Origin of the sequence: Enterovibrio coralii (assembly GCF_001559595.1) — a bacterium.
Lineage (GTDB): Bacteria > Pseudomonadota > Gammaproteobacteria > Enterobacterales > Vibrionaceae > Enterovibrio > Enterovibrio coralii.
On sequence record NZ_LNTY01000018.1, the window covers coordinates 41,744 to 61,685 of the forward strand.

Sequence of the window (19,942 nt, forward strand, 5' to 3'; positions counted from 1 at the left end):
GTGACGTAAAAACAAAGCCACTCAAGATGAGTGGCTTTGTTTGTCGGTTTTAACCTATAGATTAAGGCTTAGGACCCGTCACGCGTGCGTAGTCGACGTTCAAATCCGTGCTCTCCACACAACAAGACACGCTGGTGTTAGTGATTTGAATCCGCAAGTAATTCACGTTCGACGGTGCAGTGAAGTTGAAATTGATATTGGTCGAGTTACCTTCACGCAGCGAGAAGCTTCTAGAAGTGATCGTGCTGTTGTTGTAACCATTGGTGATTCTGACTTCACCACCATGTGTGCCTCCAGTACCGCTGTTTTGCGCCCAGAATCTTGTCTGAACCGAGTACTGTTGGCCAGGAACAACATTGAAGTATTGATAAACTGCTGCACCTTGTCCTTGGCCTGCCCAGTTAAAGTTGTAGGAGCCATTGCTGTGATTGAGGTTTCGTGCGTTCAGGCCGTTTTCAATTTCGCCCCACACACCGCGATAGTTCATCTCTGGGTTGCCGAGCAGTTGCATCACTTGATAATCGTCATTCGTGATAGTGACGGTTGCGGATTTCACATCGCTTTGATCGTCTCTAAACCAAGCTTTGAGCGAGAAGGTTTCGTTGTTTTCGAACGTCGAGTCTTCAATGGTATTCACTTTCACTTTTAACCAACCGTTACCCGCAGGCACATTTACTTTGGTCCCTGTGCTGCTTAGCTCGCCGTTGTTGAGGTGCCATCTTCAAACTCGATAGTGACAGAGCCACTGTAGTCGCTGTTGATTACCGCGCTGCCATTGTTAAGCTGCAGATTGATGTCGAGTGCTGCGGCAGTGTCTTTATCAAAGTTCACCGTAAAGGTCGCTGTTTGCCCTTCTTCGACATTGGCTGTGGTGATACTGCCTACGTCGTTCACTTTCTCACTCGGGAAGACCGTTGGCGGATAACAGGTATGGTCCTCTTGCGTGTTCGTCGCGAGTGCACTTAACCTTGCGGGTATTAAGCCCACAGACGCTTTTTCGCCAGTGGCGGGATTAAGGCGCCAAAGCCAGGTGCTGTTGATATTGCCCGTGACATTTTGGTTTTTGGCTGCAACAAGCATTTGCCCGTTTTGGTCCAAGGTGGCACCAGTGACAAAGTCGATGTAGTGAAACGCTTTGATGGTAGCTGCGCCTGTTGATTCGTTAATCACAAAGGTGCGCGTATTGCTGACAAACAGCAGTTCTCCTTTGTAATAAATGAAGTCGCCCCAAGACGTGAAGCCTCCACTAATCAGGCCCGAGTCAAAATCTGCGATTGGCGTTGTCGTGCCTGATGCAGGATCAATCGAGAAGATTTTCATGTTGTCCGAAGCGACGATTTGTCCTGTGGTAGCATTGAACGCCATTCTGAAAACAGCAGGCACTGTTCCTACAATCGTGTGAGTCTTTGTGTCAGGGTCATAGTAAGCAAGTTGGACGGGATCGTAAGTCGCTCCGTGAAAGCTGAGATTATTAAATTCATCATCACTGACAAAATTCTCTAAGCCTTCAACATGGTAGGTTTTGGGTCGAGGCGCACTCACATAGTAGATGCGATTATTGATACTGTCATACGTCATTGCCGATGCGCTGAATTCAGCTCGCGATACCGCAAGTGCGCGGCTGCCATTGTATACCCCCGTGAACTTATTGGTTTCTTGAACATCAACCAATATCCCCACGTCGCCACGACCCGCATTTAAAGAGTAAACGTTACCTAGACACGCAGCGTAGGTTTGATGCGCAAAAACGGTTGAAAGCACCAATGTTGCTAACGTCGACTTTTTCATGTGTATCCCCTTACTTACTTCAGAACTGGATTTGTTTTTTGCAAACCAATTCACGCTTCCTTGAGATCCCAAGATACGTGTATCTGTGAAGTAAAAAATGTCTCATAAACGAGATGACTCATAGATGAGAACAAAAGGAGGTGAAAAGTATGAGCACAGTTTATAGGGGTATTTCGATGCGATAAGTCGCCAGATTGAGAATGGCCATTTCGTGATTAAGAATCACCTAATATTCTTAATAAAATCATTGGTTAAGTGAGTATTCGAATGTTGAGGTGATTATATCTATAAATCAAGGGTATAAATGCCTAGCGAATAAGTCGCTAAGTTTCGCAAGCGCGCAACTGTCGAAGGATTTTACATGTTTAAGTGCTCCCCTTCGTGTGAAAAGCGGAATTTATATCAAACGTGGTCTGAACCGTAATTTTAGAATTTGTCGGCCTTTTGAGAATTGATTCGATAAGTCGTACCGATTGGTAGTCTTGAGTTGAACAACATAGAGTGAGCACCTAGGTTTTTCCCATCACTCAGGTTGTTGTAGCTCATATGTCAGACGAACAAACCCCTTCTGAAAAGACAGGAAACAGATTCCTGCGTCAAAAACTTCTGATGATTGGCCCTGCTTCATCGCGGCGATTGCTTACATCGACCCTGGGAACTTCGCCACAAACATTCAAGCCGGTTCATCTTATGGCTACCAACTCTTGTGGGTTGTGCTATTTGCCAATCTAATGGCGATGCTGATCCAATATCTCTCTGCCAAGTTGGGGATAGTGACGGGTAAAAATCTTGCCGAACACCTTCGAGACCGCCTGCCTAACAAGCTTTCAACACGACTTTACTGGATTCAGGCTGAACTCATCGCAATTGCGACAGACTTGGCTGAGTTTATTGGTGCGTCGGTAGGCTTCCAGTTGCTGTTCGGTGTGAGTTTGATGGAAGGCGCGATGATCACCGCTGTGGCGACCATCGTCATTTTGGCACTGAATAAGCGTGGCCAGAAGCCGCTTGAGCTGGTGGTTGGCTCATTACTTCTATTGGTCGCTGGTATTTATGTCGTTGAGTTGTTCTTTTCGCACCCAGAGACAGGTGCAGTCGTCAAAGGGTTGTTTGAGCCGACCTTAGATAGCGCAGAACAGGTGTATCTTGCCGCGGGCATTCTGGGTGCCACAGTCATGCCGCACGTTATTTACCTGCACTCAGCACTCTTTAAAAATGATTACGGGCTGTCTAAAGCCTATCGCCTCCGTTCGACACGTCTCGATGTGATGGTGGCCATGGTGGTTGCTGGCTTTGTAAACATTGCCATTGTGGCGATGGCAGGCGCGGTATTCTTCCAAGCTGGCCGTGAAGACATTGCGTCGATTGAAACAGCATATATGACGTTAACGCCACTTTTGGGTGATTTCGCAGCGCATCTGTTTGCCTTGTCTTTGATTGCTTCAGGCTTGTCATCGACAGTTGTTGGCACATTAGCGGGCGACGTGGTGATGCAGGGATTTGTTCAGTTCTCGATCCCGCTCTGGGTTAGACGCCTGGTGACCATGGTGCCGTCGTTTGTGGTGATTGCTTTGGGCGTAAACACTACCCAGATATTGGTACTGAGCCAGGTGATTCTGAGTTTCGGGATTGCACTCGCCATCATTCCGCTGCTGATGTTTACCAATAATCGCAGCTTGATGGGAGAGTTTGCGAACAAGAAACTGACCACATATATCGGTATTGTTGTGGTGCTGTTTGTTCTGTCGCTCAACATTTTCTTGTTGTGGACATTGGCATTTTGACAAGCTAATACACGGGATACAAAAACACCGGCCTTGGCCGGTGTTTTTTTGGTAGGAAAAGCGTTTAGCTTTGCAGGATCATCAATGGCAAAGCCAACATGTCGTCACCTTTTGACGCGAAGTAGATGATCACGCCGACAAGTGCTGCCACCGTGGCGAAATACCAAACGGTACTGAATATTTGCCCGTAGCGGTTGAGAGGAAGCAAGTGCGTGTGATGACGATACTTCCACTCAAAGATGATTTCGACACTGCCAATGAGTAGCAAGAAGCCCAGCAAAGCCAGTCCAAAGGCATAGCTGACAAACACCCCAATTGCAGCACCTGCGATACAGGCAATCAGACCCGCAATACTGTTCATGGAAAAGCTGATGCTTTTCAAAATGTGCCCGCCGTCGAGAGGTAGAATAGGCAGCAGATTGAACAGGTTGAGGAGGGCGTTAAAGGTGGCCAGTCCTGCGAAGAAGACATTGCCTGTCACCCAATATGCCACCATGGCAGCCAGCGACATAAACAGACCAAATGTCGGTCCCATGACGGAGATAACGACATCTTGCCAGCGCGTGTTTATTTTTTCATCAGACAGCGCAAGTCCGCCCATAAACGGAATCAGATAAAAGCCTTTCACCTTCATACCGAAGTATTTCATGGCACGAATATGCCCGTATTCGTGAACGACCAAGCAAGCGATCAGTGCCAGTGCAAACTGCCAAGAAAAGAGCCAAGAATAGGCGGCAAAACTAGCACCTGCCAAGACCACTTTAATGACCTTGGCACTCTTAAAGAGTTTGAGACCGAGTGAAGCCAGACCAATCAAGCTGAGTTTCGGTTTTACTTGCGGTGTTACGACAGGCTGCTGTCGCTCAATATCTTTTTCATTGCGAGAGCCAGACTCGACAACTTCTCCGTTAACGCTGACTTGATATTCCACCAAGAACGGCTGCCAGTTGACGGAGGATGTCACATCCACAGTGATAATTTGATCATCCGCGGTAAGCTGAAAAGAGTGGTTTTTCGCTTCTTCGCTATCTGCAGTTGCTGCTAGCTGAGAAACGAGCTGGTTGTCCCAATAGAGTTGTTGCCAGCCAGCCATAGAGCCTTCTAAGCGAAGCGGCTTGCCCAAACAGGAGAGATTAAATAGTTCCAAACTGGTGTCATTACATCGGTTAACAGGCTTTGGATCTTAACGTTTTTAGGGGGTTGGGTGAAGTGCAGTGAAAACAGTTGGTGGTAAGGAGACGTTACCGCCATAGCGATGTTCGCTATGGCGACAAATGGCATTACTTATCGACAAACATATAGTTCGCTTTGGTAACACCACGGTCATAGGTGCAGAAGGTGTCGGTGGCGGCTTCTGTTTTGCTATGGATCTTGATGTTGGTGATCACTTCCAGCGCACCAGCGTCATAACACGCTTGTTGGGCTTGCTTCACGATTTCAAGCAGGTGGTTAAGTTCGCCTTTCATCGTGGTTTCCATTGCACCTACCTGATAGGGCACATTCGCGGCTTTGACGACATCAATGGCTTTATCGACAACTTCAAAGTTGTTGCCTTCTTTGAGACGGGGAATGACTTGGAACGCGACAAATACGTCGTTGAGCACTGGGTTTTCGTTATTCATTTATTCGTGTTTACAGTGAATCGTTGAGGCGAGCATGCTATCACCTTTTTTCAATCTCGCATTAGTGAAAAGTCAAACGAGAAAGCCCCGGTCTCCCGGGGCGTAGGCGCTGATTGAGCCTAAAACTTGTATTGAATACCCATGCCACCGGCAACTTCTGAGCCTGAAATCTTGCCAGAGGTTTCATAGTGGAAGGTGCCGGACAGGCTGATTTTCTCCGTTAAACCATATGCCCCGCCCAGCGCGAGTGCTTCCTTGCTGCCAGCAAAACCGATACCTGCGCCTACCGCAAACTCACCGTGTGTGACAAACGGTCTTGCGTTAGTCACTGCGTGCAGACCAGCACGAATACCATCCATGTGCTCTGACATTTCATCAAAACGGTGATTCATCTGCTTTTCAAGGTCGGCAACCAAATCCCCGGTTGTTGGTGTGCTTACACCAAAAGATGGGTCAACCGGCTCTGGACGGTCAGGTGTTGAATCGACATCTACGCCGAAGTCAGGGTCTGCTGGTTGTGGGCGGTCAGGTGCTGAGTCAACATCTACGCCAAAATCAGGATCCGCAGGTTGCGGGCGTTCTGGTGTGTAGTTCGGGCCGTCTCGGTCTGGCACATTGCTGTCAGGTTTTACGCCAAAGCTTGGATCCACAGGTTCTGGACGAGATGGCGTATTGTCTGGCATTGGGCGATCAACGGGCAATTCAATACCATTGTTAGGAATGTGCGGCACACTATTGTCGACATCTACATTGATGTTATTTGCCATCGCGCCAGCGGAGAAAAGGGTAGCAACAGACATTGCAAGTACAGTCTTTTTCATAAAATTAGCTCTCTATATTGTTCAATCAGCGAAGAGCATCCATTCGTTGAAAGAGAGTGCTAAGCACTCCGTGATTCCTTATCGATTGATTGGAAGTTTACGGAGCTAAGTAACTGTAATCTAAATAGACGTCGTTATCTTAGTAATAAGCAATGCTTATTGGTGCGATTGTCTATCCAGGTGGTAATTAGTGATTCTGTTGTTCCAACGCGTCAACCAGAAGGCTTTTTAGCCAGTGAGTGAAGTCACTGTTTCTGTCTTTCTGATGGAAGTAGCCGAGTACATCATAGGTCGATGGAACACAGTCAATTTCGACATCCATCATGCGTAGGTTTGGGAACCTCTCAATGGGGAACAAATGATGAGAAGGGAAGTACATGTCCGTTTGTTGGACGACGTCCAAAATGGCGGAAGGTAATTCAGAACTAAAGCCAATGGAATAGGACAAACCAAGCTGCTCCATGACTTGTGCCGCCAATGATTGATTGTTGTTCCAATCAGGAATAATCAAGGTAGCAAGCTCATAGCCTTCCAAATCATGAGGCGTCACGGTTGGTTGATTAACCGGGTGTTCGGTACGCACGATGACAGCAGATTGAATGGCAATCAAAGCTTCGGTCATGACTTCTTTCGGTGTAGAAGCCAGCTCGTAGTTGATACCAAAATCAATTTCGCCTTGTATCAATTCATCCAAGGTTGAGCGATTCCAGTTCACTAACTGAAGCTCAATGCCCGGGGCTTTCTCTTTCAGCAGCGTGACCAGACGTCCCGCCAGGGTAGATAGCACTTGAGGGGCTAAGGCGATACGCAGTGGACGATTAATGGTTGCAGGGTCAAATTCGGATGACTCATTCAATGCCGCACTCAAACCATCCAGATGCGGTTTCAATCGGGCAAACAGTTCCTCTGCGTACGGTGTCGCTTTGAGGCCGTTTCGTGATTTGGTGAAAAGCTCATCATTGAAATGGAAGCGCAATTTCTTTAATGCCTGACTGACCGCGGGCTGCGTGACGAAAAGCTTGTCTGCGGCTTTTCGCATATTCAGCTCTTGGCAAAGCACCATAAATGTTCTCAGTAAATTGAGGTCCAGACTGAAGAACAAATCTTTACGCATTGAGAGTACCACCTGAAAGTTGACTAGAAACAGACTAACAGGAAATCAACTTCCGGGTCACTAACAGCTTGTTCTTGCCGTGCTTTTATCGCTTTGGTTTTTGATTTAGTCGTTATTAACCAGTTGCGGTGGAACAATCACTTTTCTGCTCGTACCATCGGTTTTTTCTAATTGCTCAATGAGACGAAGAGCAGCTTGGCGGCCGATCTCTCTGGCATCAGAGTTCACAAATACAATCGGTGGCTCCGTGAGCTCCGCTTCCTGCACTGCATCGAAACCCACAATCGAAATTTGTTTGTTGAAGATATTGTCTTTGCCAACCGTGCCGCCAACACGATGTACGCCGTGGACAGCACCTACTGCCGTGGACGAATAATGGCAAAGTACCGCAGTCACTTGCGGATGATTGGACAGCAGTTCCTCAACCGCTTTTGCCGCGGGAGCTTGACCCGCATCGCATTCAACCACCCACTCTGGCTTAAACGGCAGGCCAAACTGCATCAAGGTACTGCAGTAGCCGCCAACGCGCTCGGCGCGACACAAAGAGCTGCTTTTTCCGCCAACGTAGGCGATTCGGCGATGACCTTGGTTGATGAGGTATTCCGTTGCGAGTTTTGCGGCACTTGCGTTGTCTGGGCCGACATAATCAATTGGCTGATTGAGTGAAGCGCGTGAAATGCAAACCAGTGGCAGATTGTGAGCTTTAAGCGCCTCTGCGTTAACTTGCTGGTTTTCGTTGGTTGGACAAAACGCAATACCACCGACACCCTGACGCGCCATGGTCAAAATGCATTGCTCGAATTTTTCGTCATCTCCGCTTTGCGCCAGAAACACCATATAGCCTTGCTTTTCTGTTTCCTCACAAAGGCCTGCCGCTACTTGCGCGTAATACGGGTCGCTGATGTCTTTTAAGATAAGGCCGATAATTTCACTGCTGTTTGATCGAAGATTTGCCGCAGCGCGATTACGGACATACCCCAACGCATTAACAGCGTTATTGACCTTTTCGATGGTATCCGGGGAGATACGACCTTTGTTGCCTAGAACCATGGATACCGTGGTAACAGATACGCCAGCGTGCTCGGCCACATCCGTGATGGTCACTTTTTTCAAGAGCCTTCCTTAAAGCTGTATGCCCCCAAAGCGTGATGTCAAAAAGGATATTAAACCGGCGGGGGAGAGAATCATCAGTTTACGCTTGATAAAACGTTTTACCTGTAAAGGATACTGATAAATTCCCAAAATTTAAACCAGATCAAAATTATGGTTTTGCTGTGTGTGTGCAGATCACAATTGTTTTGATAAAACGTTTTATCAAAATTTTATTTGCATAATATCCGCCCCGGAAACACAAAATGCCGCGCAGGGTGCTTTCTAATTTAAGCGTCTCGCGCATCTGTCATGTTCTCATGATTCGGAGAGTTGTAATGACAACTAAAGCAACAAAAACCACCATGTGGGAATTTCTGCAAAGCCTAGGTAAAACCTTCATGCTGCCAGTCGCATTGCTGGCGTTCTCAGGTATTTTGCTTGGGGTAGGTAGCTCACTGTCGAGTGATGCAGTTCGCGAAGCAATGCCCTTTTTAGACAACACCCTGCTTCAATATCTGTTTATGTGGATGACCAAGATTGGCTTGGTAGCATTCATTTATCTGCCAGTGATGTTCGCCATTGCTATCCCTCTCGGTCTGGCGCGTGAAGAAAAAGGCGTTGCAGCGTTCGCGGGTTTCGTTGGCTACGCAGCGTTTAACTTGGCGATTAACTTCTTCCTTACTGTGAACGGTGTACTGGGTGATGACGTTGAGCGCAAAGCGTACGGCGTGAAAAGTATCATCGGCATCGAATCAATCGATACGGGGATTCTGGGCGCGGTGATGGTCGGTATCATCGTTGCGAAACTGCACCAGCGTTTCTACACCTTCAAGATGCCTGACGCATTAGCATTCTTCGGCGGTGCGCGCTTTGTTCCAATCATCTCAGCTATCACACTGGGTGTTGTGGGTGTATTGATCCCGTTCGTATGGCCTTACTTCGCGGCAGGTATCAACGGCATTGGTAATCTGATTGCAGGTGCTGGCGCTTTCGGTCCATTCCTGTTCGGTACTGGTGAGCGTCTTCTTCTTCCTGTCGGTCTGCACCACATTCTGGTGGCTCTGGTTCGCTTTACTGAAGCGGGCGGCACCATGGAAGTGTGTGGCCAAACAGTGTCTGGTGCACTGACCATTTTCTACTCAGAGCTGTCTTGTGCTGATACAACAGGCTTTACGCCAGAAGTCACTGCCTTCCTGTCTCAAGGTAAGATGCCAGCATTCCTGGGTGGTCTGCCTGGTGCGGCACTGGCAATGTACCACTGTGCGAAACCAGAAAACCGCAGCAAGATTAAAGCACTTCTGATCTCAGGTGTGGTTGCATGTGTGGTTGGCGGTATTACAGAACCTTTGGAATTCCTGTTCCTGTTCGTTGCGCCTGCACTGTACTTCATCCACGCAATCCTGACCGGCCTTGGCTTCATGGTGATGGGTCTGCTGGATGTGACCATCGGTAACACTGACGGCAACATCATCGACTTCTTGGTCTTCGGTGTACTGCAAGGCACAGCAACCAAATGGTATCTGGTCCCTGTTGTAGCAGCAGTATGGTTTGCGGTTTACTACGCGGTGTTCAAGTTCGCCATTACTAAGTTCAACCTGAAAACGCCGGGTCGTGAAGTAGACACTGCAGAGGTGGATTCTGAGCTGGAAGCGGCATTCATCAATGAATCAGGCAAAGGCGCAGCTATCCTTGCGGCACTGGGTGGCAAAGATAACATCACCTCACTGGATAACTGCATTACACGTCTTCGTATGTCAGTGAAGAACATGGATTTGGTTGATGATAAGAAGCTAAAAGCTTACGGCGCACTGGGTGTGGTGAAGCTTGATGCGCACAACCTACAAGTGGTTATCGGTACGCAGGTGCATTTGGTTAAAAATGAAATGCAGGCATTGATTTCAGCGACAGCGAGCTAAGCTCTCGGTTCCCCCTTTTAAACCCTCGGAGACTTAATTGGCCCGAGGGTTTTCCTGTTTCAGATGAGGTTTGAAAGACTCATGAGCAAAATAGATTTTGATACCCCAATTGATCGCATGGGCACCTATTGCACCCAGTGGGATTATGTTCAGGACCGATTCGGCAAAGCGGGATTGCTGCCATTTACCATTTCAGACATGGACTTTGCGGCACCAGAAGCCGTGATGAATGCGCTGAAAGCGCGCCTTGAGCACCCTGTATTGGGCTACAGCCGTTGGAATCATGACGATTTTAAAGGTGCGATTGAGAGCTGGTACCAACGCCGTTTTGATGCCCTGATTGATAAAGACACTATTGTCTATGGGCCATCGGTGATTTACATCATCGCAAAGTTAATTGAGAAGTGGAGCCATGCAGGTGATGGCGTGGTGTTCCAGACTCCGGCCTATGATGCGTTTGATAAGTTGGTGGAAGGTTCAGGCCGACGTTGTATTCGTAACCCGCTGCTAAAAACGGCTGACGGTTGGGAAATCAACTGGGTGCAGTTAGAAGAGCAGCTCTCACAGGCAGACACGACAATCTTCCTCCTTTGCAGCCCGCATAATCCAACCGGACGTGTTTGGTCGCGTGATGAGTTAACACGCGTTGCAGAGCTTTGTGATTTGCATGATGTGGCACTGATTTCTGACGAAATTCATATGGATGTTGTATTTAAAAAGCACACACCGTTTCTGGGCTTCGGCATGGACCAGCGTTGGGCATTGGTGACCTCAGCATCGAAGTCATTCAACATTCCAGCTTTAAATGGTGCTTATGCGTTTATTCCTAATGAGAAAGCACGCAATGACTACCTGTTCAAGTTAAAAGAAGTGGATGGGCTGTCTTCTCCCTCTATCCTTGGTGTGATTGGCATGATGGCGGCTTACAATGAAGGTGAAGAGTGGCTGGATTCTCTAAATGCGTATGTGCGTGAAAGCCATGAGTATGTGAGTGCGCGACTGAAAGAAGCTTTCCCTTCAGTGAACTACCACGTGCCTGATGCCACGTATCTGGGCTGGATAGATTTAACATCACTGAATCTGGATATGGCAAAACTTCAAAAGGACCTGATTGAGCACTTTAACGTCGCCATTATGGATGGCAGTGTCTACGGCGAGATGGGACGAGGATATGTCCGACTAAATCTTGGCTGTGCGCGTTCGAAAGTCGAGGCTGGTTTGGAAGCCTTGATAGGTGTGGCGAAGATGCAAATCCATTGCTAACAGACAAATCATTGTGTCTGAAAGAAGAAAAGCCCAGCGAGTTTCTGGGCTTTTTGCTTAAGCGACAGCACGAGATTCCGTCGTTCTAAACTGCTCGATCAACTTCGTTAACGTTGAAGATTGGGTGCTCAGTTGGCTGCTCACATTGCTGGTGGTTGAAATGGCTTCGGTGAGTGATTGGCTGTCGTGTTTCAGCGAGCGGCGTCTTTCTGTTAATTGTCCAAGCTCTTGATGTTGTGAAGACAAAGCCGCTTCCACTTCTGCGCTCAACTGCTCAAGCCCAGCGAAGGTGCGGTTCATCTCGGCCAAGTAGTGTTGCAATTGGATACCCGCGGTTTGGTTTTCTTCGCTTGCGTGTTTTGTGTCTTGTAGGAGTTTGCTTGCTTTCTCCACTTGATTGAGCAAATCATTGATCCAGTTGCGAATGTCACCTGTTGATTCAGAGGTTCTGAGTGAGAGGTTTCGCACTTCATCTGCAACAACGGCAAACCCTCTGCCGTATTCACCCGCACGGGCGGCTTCAATCGCGGCGTTCAAAGCGAGCAGGTTGGTTTGCTCGGCAATGTCTTCGATAACGCCCATCACTTTCGCGATTTTCTCACTGGTAACTTTAAGGCTGTCCATGGTGAGTTCGACGCTACTGACGGCTTCTACGCTGTGCGAGATGGATTTTTGCGTCGTGCTCATTTGAGAGGTTAGCTCTTCGTTGTCTATTGCCAACTTGCTGATGCATTCGCGGGTATTTGTCATTGCTGACGCAATCTCCGATGTAGCACTTTCCATCACGGTGAGTGAGTGCGCGACTTCGGTGATTTGGTTTTGTGTATTCACATTGATGTCTGAGACATGGCGATGCTGGGTATCAAGCGTGTCAGACTGCAAAGCAAGCTCACCAGAACGCGCTTGGATGTGCGTGACAAAAGTACTGAATTTCTCGAGGAGATTGTTAGATGCGGTTGCAACTGCGCTCACTTCATCGCGGTATTTATCGTTAATTCTTACCGTCAGATCAGAGTTAACATCGATATTTGTAAGCTGAAGGGAAATATTGTTCAGCCTTACAATGACGGTTCTGCGGAGCCAAAGCATCAGAGCCACGGACAGCGCAAGTGCCAAGCTTCCAACGACATAAATCACAGACGATTGATTGTCGAGAAATGAGATCAAGTTGTTCGCAGACAGTCGAGCGTGCTTTTGCCTGTCGGCAAGCTTCTCATCAATAGAGGCAAGTAACGGATCAACAGCGGGATACATGTCGAAATCGACAAGGCGACCTGCATCATAGAAGCTTTTGTCTTTTATCGTTTTCTCAAACTTCTCTATGTATAAATCGAGCTTTTCTTTCTCACCAATATGCTGTTGGTGCCAAGCAGCAAGCTCGGGGTAGCGGTCAATGGCGTTCCAGGTGTACGCATAATCAACTTTGAAAAGCTCAAACTGTTGTTCAACCTCACTCCAAAACAACAACTGCGCTTTCACTTTTTGTGACAGCGTCACAAGTGTGCGCTGATTTCGCTCCAACGCCATCAAGGTCCACACTTCCGGTAGTTGTTGGTTAATGTACGTCGAATAGGAATCGGAAGATCGTGACGAAATCCAGAGAGCCATGCTAGCTAACCCTATCGTCGACACAATGAATAACGTAAATGCGATCAGCAACCTTTGGCGTACGCTCATAGTCATACCTACTTCTTATTAACTTGGGCGCGTACAACCTATTTTCGGCGTGTGTCGTTTTGGTTACAGAGTCATCAATAATCCATGATACAAACAAAACTTCGGCTTACTTCACAACGAATTAGCGTATTATAACTGTTTTTATAAACAGTATTTTGGCGATAATATTCAAATTGGTGAATATTGAATAAGGGTAAGGAAATGCTCAATCATGTTTCAGTCGGAACGTCAGATCTTCAATCCGCCATGCGTTTCTACGATGCTGTCATGGAAACTCTTTCCGTCTCTCGCACCCATACGATTGAGGGAGTTGCTGCCGCGTATGGGGCTCAGTTCGAGTTTTGGGTTGGCTTACCGTATGCCGGCAAAGCGAGTGCAGGAAACGGCGTACATATCGCTTTGACCGCGCCTTCGAAAGAGGCGGTGAATGCCTTCCATCAAGCAGCGATTGAACAGGGTGGGAAATGCGATGGAGCACCCGGATACCGCGCTGAATATGGGGATGGCTATTACGCAGCGTATATAAAAGATCTCGATGGGAATAAGATAGAAGCGGTTTGTTTAGTTATCGGGTGAGGACGTTGTGAAAACGATTAAGATAATCATTGCAGTGGTTGCGGTATTTGCGGCCAGTTCTTCCTATGCCTTTGAGGAAGAAAATTTTTTAGGTAATAACTCGGTACGTCAGGAAATTCGTGAACTGCAAAGACAAGTGAAGCAGTTAGAACGAAGAGTACGGCAGCTAGAGCGAGAACAAGGCGATTCTTCAATCTCTAGTCGCTGGGGATGTTACCTTGACGACTTGAGAGCAGGTGGTATTTACGGCACTGGCTACACCAAAGCAGAAGCAAAAGGGCGTGTCCTAGAAAAGTGTGCCGAAAAAGATGGCACCTGCTTTGAATCCAGCGTGAAGTGCAGTACTGAAGACTGATTCTCAAGCTCGACATTGGGTGACGTAACTTTTTGGGAAATCTGACAAATAAGTTGGACAACGCCATTTTATCATCGGACCGTCACCGAAATTCAGCACTTCTCTTCTACGCTGGTTAAGCCTTGCCGTGTATGGCTAATTCAATCAGCGTAGAGGACATTTCATGACAGGCTACAACCCGCATTTTCTCAATGGTTTCACCATTGAATTTCCCAAGTTGTCTTCAAATCTCAGCATGACTGTCGCAAGGAGTGACGAATTAAGAGAAGGCTACATAGCCGACTATCCCAATTTCAGCATTGTGATCAACGCTGATGAAGATAAGCGTTCTGCTGCCGTGGTGGCCTTCCAGTTTGACCAGACGTTGTTTAAATCCACCAAGCGGCGCGGAAAATGGCGAATGGATTATAGGTTCGATGATTTTGATGTGCTGGGTCCTGAGTACTATTACCAAAATCCTTACGACCGAGGTCATCTGGCTAGACGCTCTACGGCGGGATTTGGTCAGACGCAAACCGAAGCGCAACGTAATGCGAACGAAACCTTTTATTACACCAATGCCGCGCTGCAACACGCCAACCTCAATCAAGATGAATGGCTCTCGCTCGAAGAGTACGCCCGCAATTTGCAAGATGCACAGGATGGAAAAGTTCTGAGCTTCAACGGCTGCATTTATGGCGACACCGACCGTTCAATTACGCCAGATGGTTTACCTATCGCTCGGGTTCCTGCGGGCTTTTTCAAGGTGCTGGCGTTCGTGAATCAAGAAGGAGAGTTGGAAGTTCGCGCCTTTATCCAATACCAAGACCGCGAGGCACTTCGTGATAAACAGGCATCTCGGCGTGTTGGCTATGACAATGTGGTGTATCAAACCAGCTTGATGGAAGTGGAAGAACTGACTGGGCTGATCTTTGACCCGAAAATGTATTCGGCCAATCCTTTGTTCTTCAGTAATCAACCGGACGGTAATCCGATGAATGTGGTTGATACACCAGAACGCATTGAGATCACGCGAAACGAAGACATTATCTCGCCAGGGCAAACTCGAAAGACAATTCGCGATGATGATGTAGACGTTTACCTCATTGCTGCCTTGGTCAATCCAGATGGTGTGGATGCAGGAAATGAATGGGTGAGCATGATTAACCTGTCAGGCAATGAGATTGATATGACAGGCTGGACCTTGGTTGATAGAGCCAGTAAGCGCGAACAACTTTCTATCACCAAACTTGCGCCGGGTGCCTCTCATGTTCAGCACCTTAGTGTGATTCAGTTAAACAACAATGGTGATACCCTTGAGCTGTACGATGCCGATGGTGCTCGAATTGACTGGGTGATCTACCAAGAAAAAGAGGTCAAAGCAGGAAAACCAGTGCTCTTTATGGAGCCCACCTCCTTATAGTTTTAGTGCTTTTTGATAAGTCCGCGTTGGCGGGCTTTTTCATTTTCATCAGGCATCGAATTCCCTCTCTCAGAGACTTCAATACCTTATAACGCAGAGTCAGAAAAACTTACGGTCTCTATCAAGTGCGAGACAGTCTTGGCTGCCAATACATGCATATAGTGGAAAGGTGTCCGGTTCAGCAGTGAATCTAGCAAAGAGGAGAACCACCACCATGCACATGGAAAACAACGTAGACACCCAAATTTTTAGGGCGTTAATGAAGGAAGATAAGGGTGATACGGCAAAGGTTCAGCCTCACGCATTGTCTTTTTTCGCTGAAGTCAGCCAGCACATCAGTGCTTCTACCACCATCGAAGATGACTACAAAATACGTATTCAACAACGCATTGCCGCGTTGTCTTCTGAGTCTCTCAATATCTTAATGGTAGGTGCGGAAAACGTCGGTAAGTCGACCACGCTGAGTGCATTGTTTGGCGAACATGATTGGACAAATGATGCCCCAAATAAAAGTATGATTGTCCGTAACGATCTTGCGCAGCTAACGCTGTGGGAAGCGAGATTGCCAAGTGACAGTGATAATCCGCAACAAGCGACTAATGAATTAGGTTCATTGCTCTCTGAAAGTGATGAACAAGGCAGACCCTTGGTGGATTTGGTGCTGGTGGTGTTAGATGCAACCAGTAATAACCTCGAAAGCTGCTATCGAGATATCAGCGACACACTGGTACCAATGCTCGGCAGACAAACCGAAAACCGTCTGATGGTATTGATGAATAAAGCGGACAAAGTGGCGCAAAACATCAGAGGCACTGCTTCTAACCAATTGATGCCCCTTGACGCGGAAATCTGGCTGGATTGCACGGCGGCAACGATTCGCTATCGCTTGATCCACAACACGGGTGTGCAAACGCGCCCAATCGCTTACAGCGCGTTGGCAGGTGACTCACCAGCAAATCGTCCTTACAACCTGATGAAAGTCGTTGCCCGCATGATGGTGACACTGCCAGAAGAGAAACGTCTGCTTTTGTTGAATCAGCCATTTACCCAAGGTGACGACTACTGGCGTGATCATGATGACAGGCTCTTATACCTGCAAAGTGTCGAAAATCTGTGCTTTGATAACCTGCATCTTGGTGCGAGAGATGGCGACAGATTTGGTGGTCAGCTAGGTGCGTTCCTCGGCAGGAATGGACGTGCACTGGGCGAGATCGTTTGTGATGCCTTAAGAAAGCAATTTGGCATTAGCTTGTAACCGTCAATCGTTCTGTAAAAAGCCAGCGAAACTGCTGGCTTTTTATTGCGTTGCGTTCGAGAAAAATCGCTCTTTACTATCAAGAGCGAGACAAATTCCATCGATTGCTTTGCGTATAGTTGCAGATGGTTAAAAGGAATAAGTCGTACTCATTGAGGTAAATTTCTATGGAAAGCATTCAGTCATTTTCTCGCCAACTCGCGCTGGAAGTTAGCCAGTCTTCGCTGATCGATGAATTCAAGAAGGCGGTTTTACAACTTCGCATGCATGAGCTTGAAGGGCATCCACTCAACGTCATGTTTGCTGGTCCGCAGGGCGTAGGCAAAACTGCGACGATAAAAGCCATGTTTGGTGAGGCGTTTACAGCATCTGGTGAGCTGGATGTCACAACGGGCATTTTACGCTACCAAGCGGGTGAGTTAGTGGTATGGGATTATCCCGGGCTGAGTGGCAACAAGGATCACGACAAGCTGCTTGAAATGCAAATTGGGGCCACCTTGAGTGAAAACGATGCTGATGGCAACCCGCTGATTGACATGGTGGTTGTCGTTATGGATGCGGCTGAAAGGAATTTGAACGACGGGTATCGGTTGATCACTGAGGTGATTGTTCCTGCGCTAGGCAGTGAGTTTGATAATCGACTGGTCGTTGCGTTGAACAAGATTGACGTAGCCAGTTATGCCTATGACTGGGATTTCGTGATGGACTCGCCGTCGCCTGAAGTGGAAATTTGGCCTGAGAGCACAGCGACACTGCTGCGTCATTGCTTGTTGGATGAGTCTGGGCTGGAGATCGCGCCTGTCTGCATCGCGGCAGAGCTGACGAGGCAAGGTGAATCAACCCGTCCATTTAACCTGATGAAGTTGATGGCAGCGATGCTAGAAAAGTTGCCCGCAGAGAAAAAACTCACCTTGATCGATACGCCTCTCAACCAACAGTCACTGGCGTGGTTTGATGGGGATGACAGAAGAAACTATCTTGCTGAGGTTGAAAACACCTTGTTTGACAGCCTATACGAAGGCTCAAAAGACGGCTCACGTTTTGGTGGTTTACTGGGAGCCTATTTAGGTAAACAGGGTAGAGAGCTGGGCTACTTGCTAAGACGAAATTTAAGAAAATCATTTAACCTTGCATGAAGCATTGAATGAAATAAAAAGCGAGCTATCTGCTCGCTTTTTTGTATCCATTTAACGGTAGATTGAATTTACCGGCAGGTTGAATTTCGCTGAATGGCGTAACGGGTAAATATCCCATCACAGTAAGCCTCTTCCGCTACGACCTGACATGAAATGGGACCCTTATTGATGGCGTCATACACGAGGTTAAAAGTGAAGTGGGAATACGCACCACCACAAGAGTGGTTGCCGGGTTTATGCATCGTGATATTACTGTTTACTTGATAAACATTCTTGATTATTTCAGGACCGACTGAGTCACCCACGCCGACAGGGTTTAAATATTCGATGCTATCTGCTTGTGTGCCCTGTTCGGTATTAATGATCGAACTAAAAGCGTTTACGCCGTATAAATTGTTTGAAGTATTATATTCGTCCAGGTAATACCACGTCACTGAACCAGAGATCTTATTGCCTTGAACGGCATAGTCATCAATAAAGCTCAGAACCCCTGTTTCACAGTCTAGTTTGACTTGAAAATCGTCTCGACTCTCACCTGGAATTCGTGATGAAAAGGTGGCTTGTGGGGTGAAATTCTCGCCGCATAGCCCTGCATATTCGTTCTCGTCATCAATGATGGTCATGGTGGCTTTCGTCAAACTGTCGCGATTGAGATCAGACCAAACAGCCAAACGGAAGGTCTCATAAGGGACCTCATAATAGTGGTCATCCCTCACCGGTACTTTTACCGTAATGCTTTCCGTACCGGCTGGAATGGTCACGCGTTTTTGACGGGTAATCTCACTGCCACCCATCACGACTTCTGTGCCTAAATCAATGGCCGCTGAGTTCGCAAAATAGTCATAGGTGCCGCTTGAGTAAATGGCGGTAACATCCTCAAGTGCGAGGTTAATGTCAGTGTCTTGCTCGTAAACGGGGTTAAAGGTGATGGTGAATACTGCATCTTCCCCTTCGTTCACTTCACCGCCTTTCACCTCGATTTCAGGTCCAGGTTCTTCGTCTTTAAACACCGTCCTGTCATAGCATTCGTGAAGCTCTTGAGTGTTTGTGGTGAGTGCGCTGATTCGAGTTGGGAATAAACCTACAGGTTGTTTTTCCCCAGTTTCCGGTTTCATACGCCAAAGCCATGTGCTGTTGACGTTGCCGTTTACGTTCTGATTTTTCGCCGCAATCAATACCTGACCATTCTGATCTAAGGTGGCTGCAGTAATGAAGTCAGTGAAGTGGAAGCCAAAGAGTTCATGTCCGATTGGGTCAGTATCCAAATCTAGGGTGTAAGAGCGGTTGTTGGTGATATAAAGCAACTGATCTTTGTAGAAAACAAAGTCTCCCCAGCTTGTGAACCCGCCGTTTCTTAAACCCTCATCAAAGCTGCCTTTGACGTTGACGCGGGCGTTATTGGGGTTGATGGTGAATACCTTTGCTTGATCGGAAGCAACCAATTGGTTTTGTGTCGGGTCAAAAACCATGCGGTAAACGTTGCGCGGTATACCACCCACGATCACATTGACACCTGACGCATGGTCATAATATGCCAACTGATTTTGCATCACGTCTGACGCATGAAAATCAAGGTTCTTGAATTGGTCGGAACTGACGTCGCCTTCGATATTATCGACGTGGTATTCAGTTGGACGAGGAGAGCTTACATAATATGTGCGGTTTGTGGTTTCATCGTAAGCCATCGCGGATGCGCTAAATAATGCTTTCGACGCTTTTATTGCGCGGTCACCGTTATAGGTGCCAGAAAGCCTTTGAGTCTCTTTCAAGTCCATAATGAAACCTTCATGACCGCGTCCTGCATTCATGGAGTACACATTGCCAAAGCAATTCGCATTGACGAGCGAAGGCGTGGTTGCTGCAGCGAGTACCAGACTTGCAATTATTTTCTTTTTCATTGGTTATCCTTGTTATGCCAACTGTCTTTAAAGCCAAGGAAAGTCTATGGACTCCTAAAATAGTAATTTGTTTTGGTTTTAATACCTGTAAAGAAAAATAATTACAATGAGTCTCATTGGTGAGCATTCATTTTCTATTGACTAATTGTAACTGTCAGAAAGTAAAGTGATAAAGTCGCATAAGAACATTCTAACTCAATGATATTCTTAACTATTAAATGGGACTTATTCTTAATTGTTTCG

The 19,942-nt window shown here is 47.3% G+C and carries 16 protein-coding genes and 1 pseudogene; 8 read left to right on the top strand and 9 right to left on the bottom strand.

Annotation, left to right across the window (positions count from 1 at the left end):
• Positions 1-61 precede the first annotated feature (61 nt).
• A complete protein-coding gene (locus ATN88_RS06155; protein ID WP_067412946.1) occupies positions 62-670 on the bottom strand; it encodes a hypothetical protein in 609 nt (202 codons plus the stop codon).
• A 23-nt stretch (positions 671-693) separates the two neighbouring features.
• Positions 694-1,788: an SMP-30/gluconolactonase/LRE family protein gene (locus ATN88_RS06160; protein ID WP_067412950.1), complete on the bottom strand. Its 1,095-nt coding sequence runs from the start codon at positions 1,786-1,788 to the stop codon at positions 694-696.
• A 546-nt stretch (positions 1,789-2,334) separates the two neighbouring features.
• Between ATN88_RS06160 and ATN88_RS06165 the strand changes: the two are divergent.
• Positions 2,335-3,572: pseudogene (locus ATN88_RS06165) on the top strand (Nramp family divalent metal transporter).
• A 64-nt stretch (positions 3,573-3,636) separates the two neighbouring features.
• On the opposite strand, the gene ATN88_RS06170 reads toward ATN88_RS06165, so the two are convergent.
• The 5 genes from ATN88_RS06170 to malI all read right to left on the bottom strand — a co-directional run bounded on the left by ATN88_RS06170 (position 3,637) and on the right by malI (position 8,242).
• Positions 3,637-4,719: a site-2 protease family protein gene (locus ATN88_RS06170; protein WP_067412958.1), complete on the bottom strand. Its 1,083-nt coding sequence runs from the start codon at positions 4,717-4,719 to the stop codon at positions 3,637-3,639.
• Positions 4,720-4,852: 133 nt separating this feature from the next.
• Positions 4,853-5,194, bottom strand: coding sequence for a thiamine-binding protein (locus ATN88_RS06175; RefSeq protein WP_067412962.1), 342 nt, complete (start codon positions 5,192-5,194; stop codon positions 4,853-4,855).
• A gap of 119 nt (positions 5,195-5,313) precedes the next feature.
• Positions 5,314-6,015 carry a YadA C-terminal domain-containing protein gene (locus ATN88_RS06180; protein ID WP_067412966.1) on the bottom strand — a complete coding sequence of 234 codons (702 nt, stop codon included), beginning with the start codon at positions 6,013-6,015 and terminating at the stop codon, positions 5,314-5,316.
• 187 nt (positions 6,016-6,202) lie between these two features.
• Positions 6,203-7,129 carry a LysR family transcriptional regulator gene (locus tag ATN88_RS06185; RefSeq protein WP_067412970.1) on the bottom strand — a complete coding sequence of 309 codons (927 nt, stop codon included), beginning with the start codon at positions 7,127-7,129 and terminating at the stop codon, positions 6,203-6,205.
• Positions 7,130-7,234: 105 nt separating this feature from the next.
• Entirely contained in the window at positions 7,235-8,242 is a 1,008-nt protein-coding gene (gene malI, locus ATN88_RS06190; protein ID WP_067412975.1) for a Mal regulon transcriptional regulator MalI, read from the bottom strand.
• Positions 8,243-8,556: 314 nt separating this feature from the next.
• On the opposite strand from malI, the gene malX reads away from it, so the two are divergent.
• On the top strand, positions 8,557-10,137 hold the full coding sequence (gene malX, locus ATN88_RS06195) for a maltose/glucose-specific PTS transporter subunit IIBC (RefSeq protein ID WP_067412978.1): 1,581 nt from the start codon (positions 8,557-8,559) through the stop codon (positions 10,135-10,137).
• An 81-nt stretch (positions 10,138-10,218) separates the two neighbouring features.
• Entirely contained in the window at positions 10,219-11,400 is a 1,182-nt protein-coding gene (locus ATN88_RS06200; RefSeq protein WP_067412982.1) for a MalY/PatB family protein, read from the top strand.
• 57 nt (positions 11,401-11,457) lie between these two features.
• On the opposite strand, the gene ATN88_RS06205 is transcribed toward ATN88_RS06200, so the two are convergent.
• Positions 11,458-13,077: a methyl-accepting chemotaxis protein gene (locus ATN88_RS06205; protein WP_067413078.1), complete on the bottom strand. Its 1,620-nt coding sequence runs from the start codon at positions 13,075-13,077 to the stop codon at positions 11,458-11,460.
• A gap of 201 nt (positions 13,078-13,278) precedes the next feature.
• Between ATN88_RS06205 and ATN88_RS06210 the strand changes: the two genes are divergently transcribed.
• The 5 genes from ATN88_RS06210 to ATN88_RS06230 all read left to right on the top strand — a co-directional run bounded on the left by ATN88_RS06210 (position 13,279) and on the right by ATN88_RS06230 (position 17,801).
• Complete coding sequence (locus tag ATN88_RS06210) at positions 13,279-13,653, top strand: VOC family protein (protein ID WP_067412985.1); 375 nt, start codon at positions 13,279-13,281, stop codon at positions 13,651-13,653.
• A gap of 7 nt (positions 13,654-13,660) precedes the next feature.
• Complete coding sequence (locus ATN88_RS06215; protein ID WP_067412989.1) at positions 13,661-14,008, top strand: FtsB family cell division protein; 348 nt, start codon at positions 13,661-13,663, stop codon at positions 14,006-14,008.
• Positions 14,009-14,171: 163 nt separating this feature from the next.
• Positions 14,172-15,410, top strand: coding sequence for a DNA/RNA non-specific endonuclease (locus tag ATN88_RS06220; RefSeq protein ID WP_067412993.1), 1,239 nt, complete (start codon positions 14,172-14,174; stop codon positions 15,408-15,410).
• Between the two features lie 214 nt (positions 15,411-15,624).
• Positions 15,625-16,665 carry a GTPase family protein gene (locus tag ATN88_RS06225; RefSeq protein WP_067412996.1) on the top strand — a complete coding sequence of 347 codons (1,041 nt, stop codon included), beginning with the start codon at positions 15,625-15,627 and terminating at the stop codon, positions 16,663-16,665.
• Between the two features lie 167 nt (positions 16,666-16,832).
• Positions 16,833-17,801 (top strand): GTPase, encoded by a 969-nt coding sequence (locus tag ATN88_RS06230; RefSeq protein ID WP_067412999.1) that lies wholly within the window; start codon positions 16,833-16,835, stop codon positions 17,799-17,801.
• A 68-nt stretch (positions 17,802-17,869) separates the two neighbouring features.
• On the opposite strand, the gene ATN88_RS06235 is transcribed toward ATN88_RS06230, so the two are convergent.
• Positions 17,870-19,699: a hypothetical protein gene (locus tag ATN88_RS06235; protein WP_067413002.1), complete on the bottom strand. Its 1,830-nt coding sequence runs from the start codon at positions 19,697-19,699 to the stop codon at positions 17,870-17,872.
• Between the last annotated feature and the right edge of the window lie 243 nt (positions 19,700-19,942).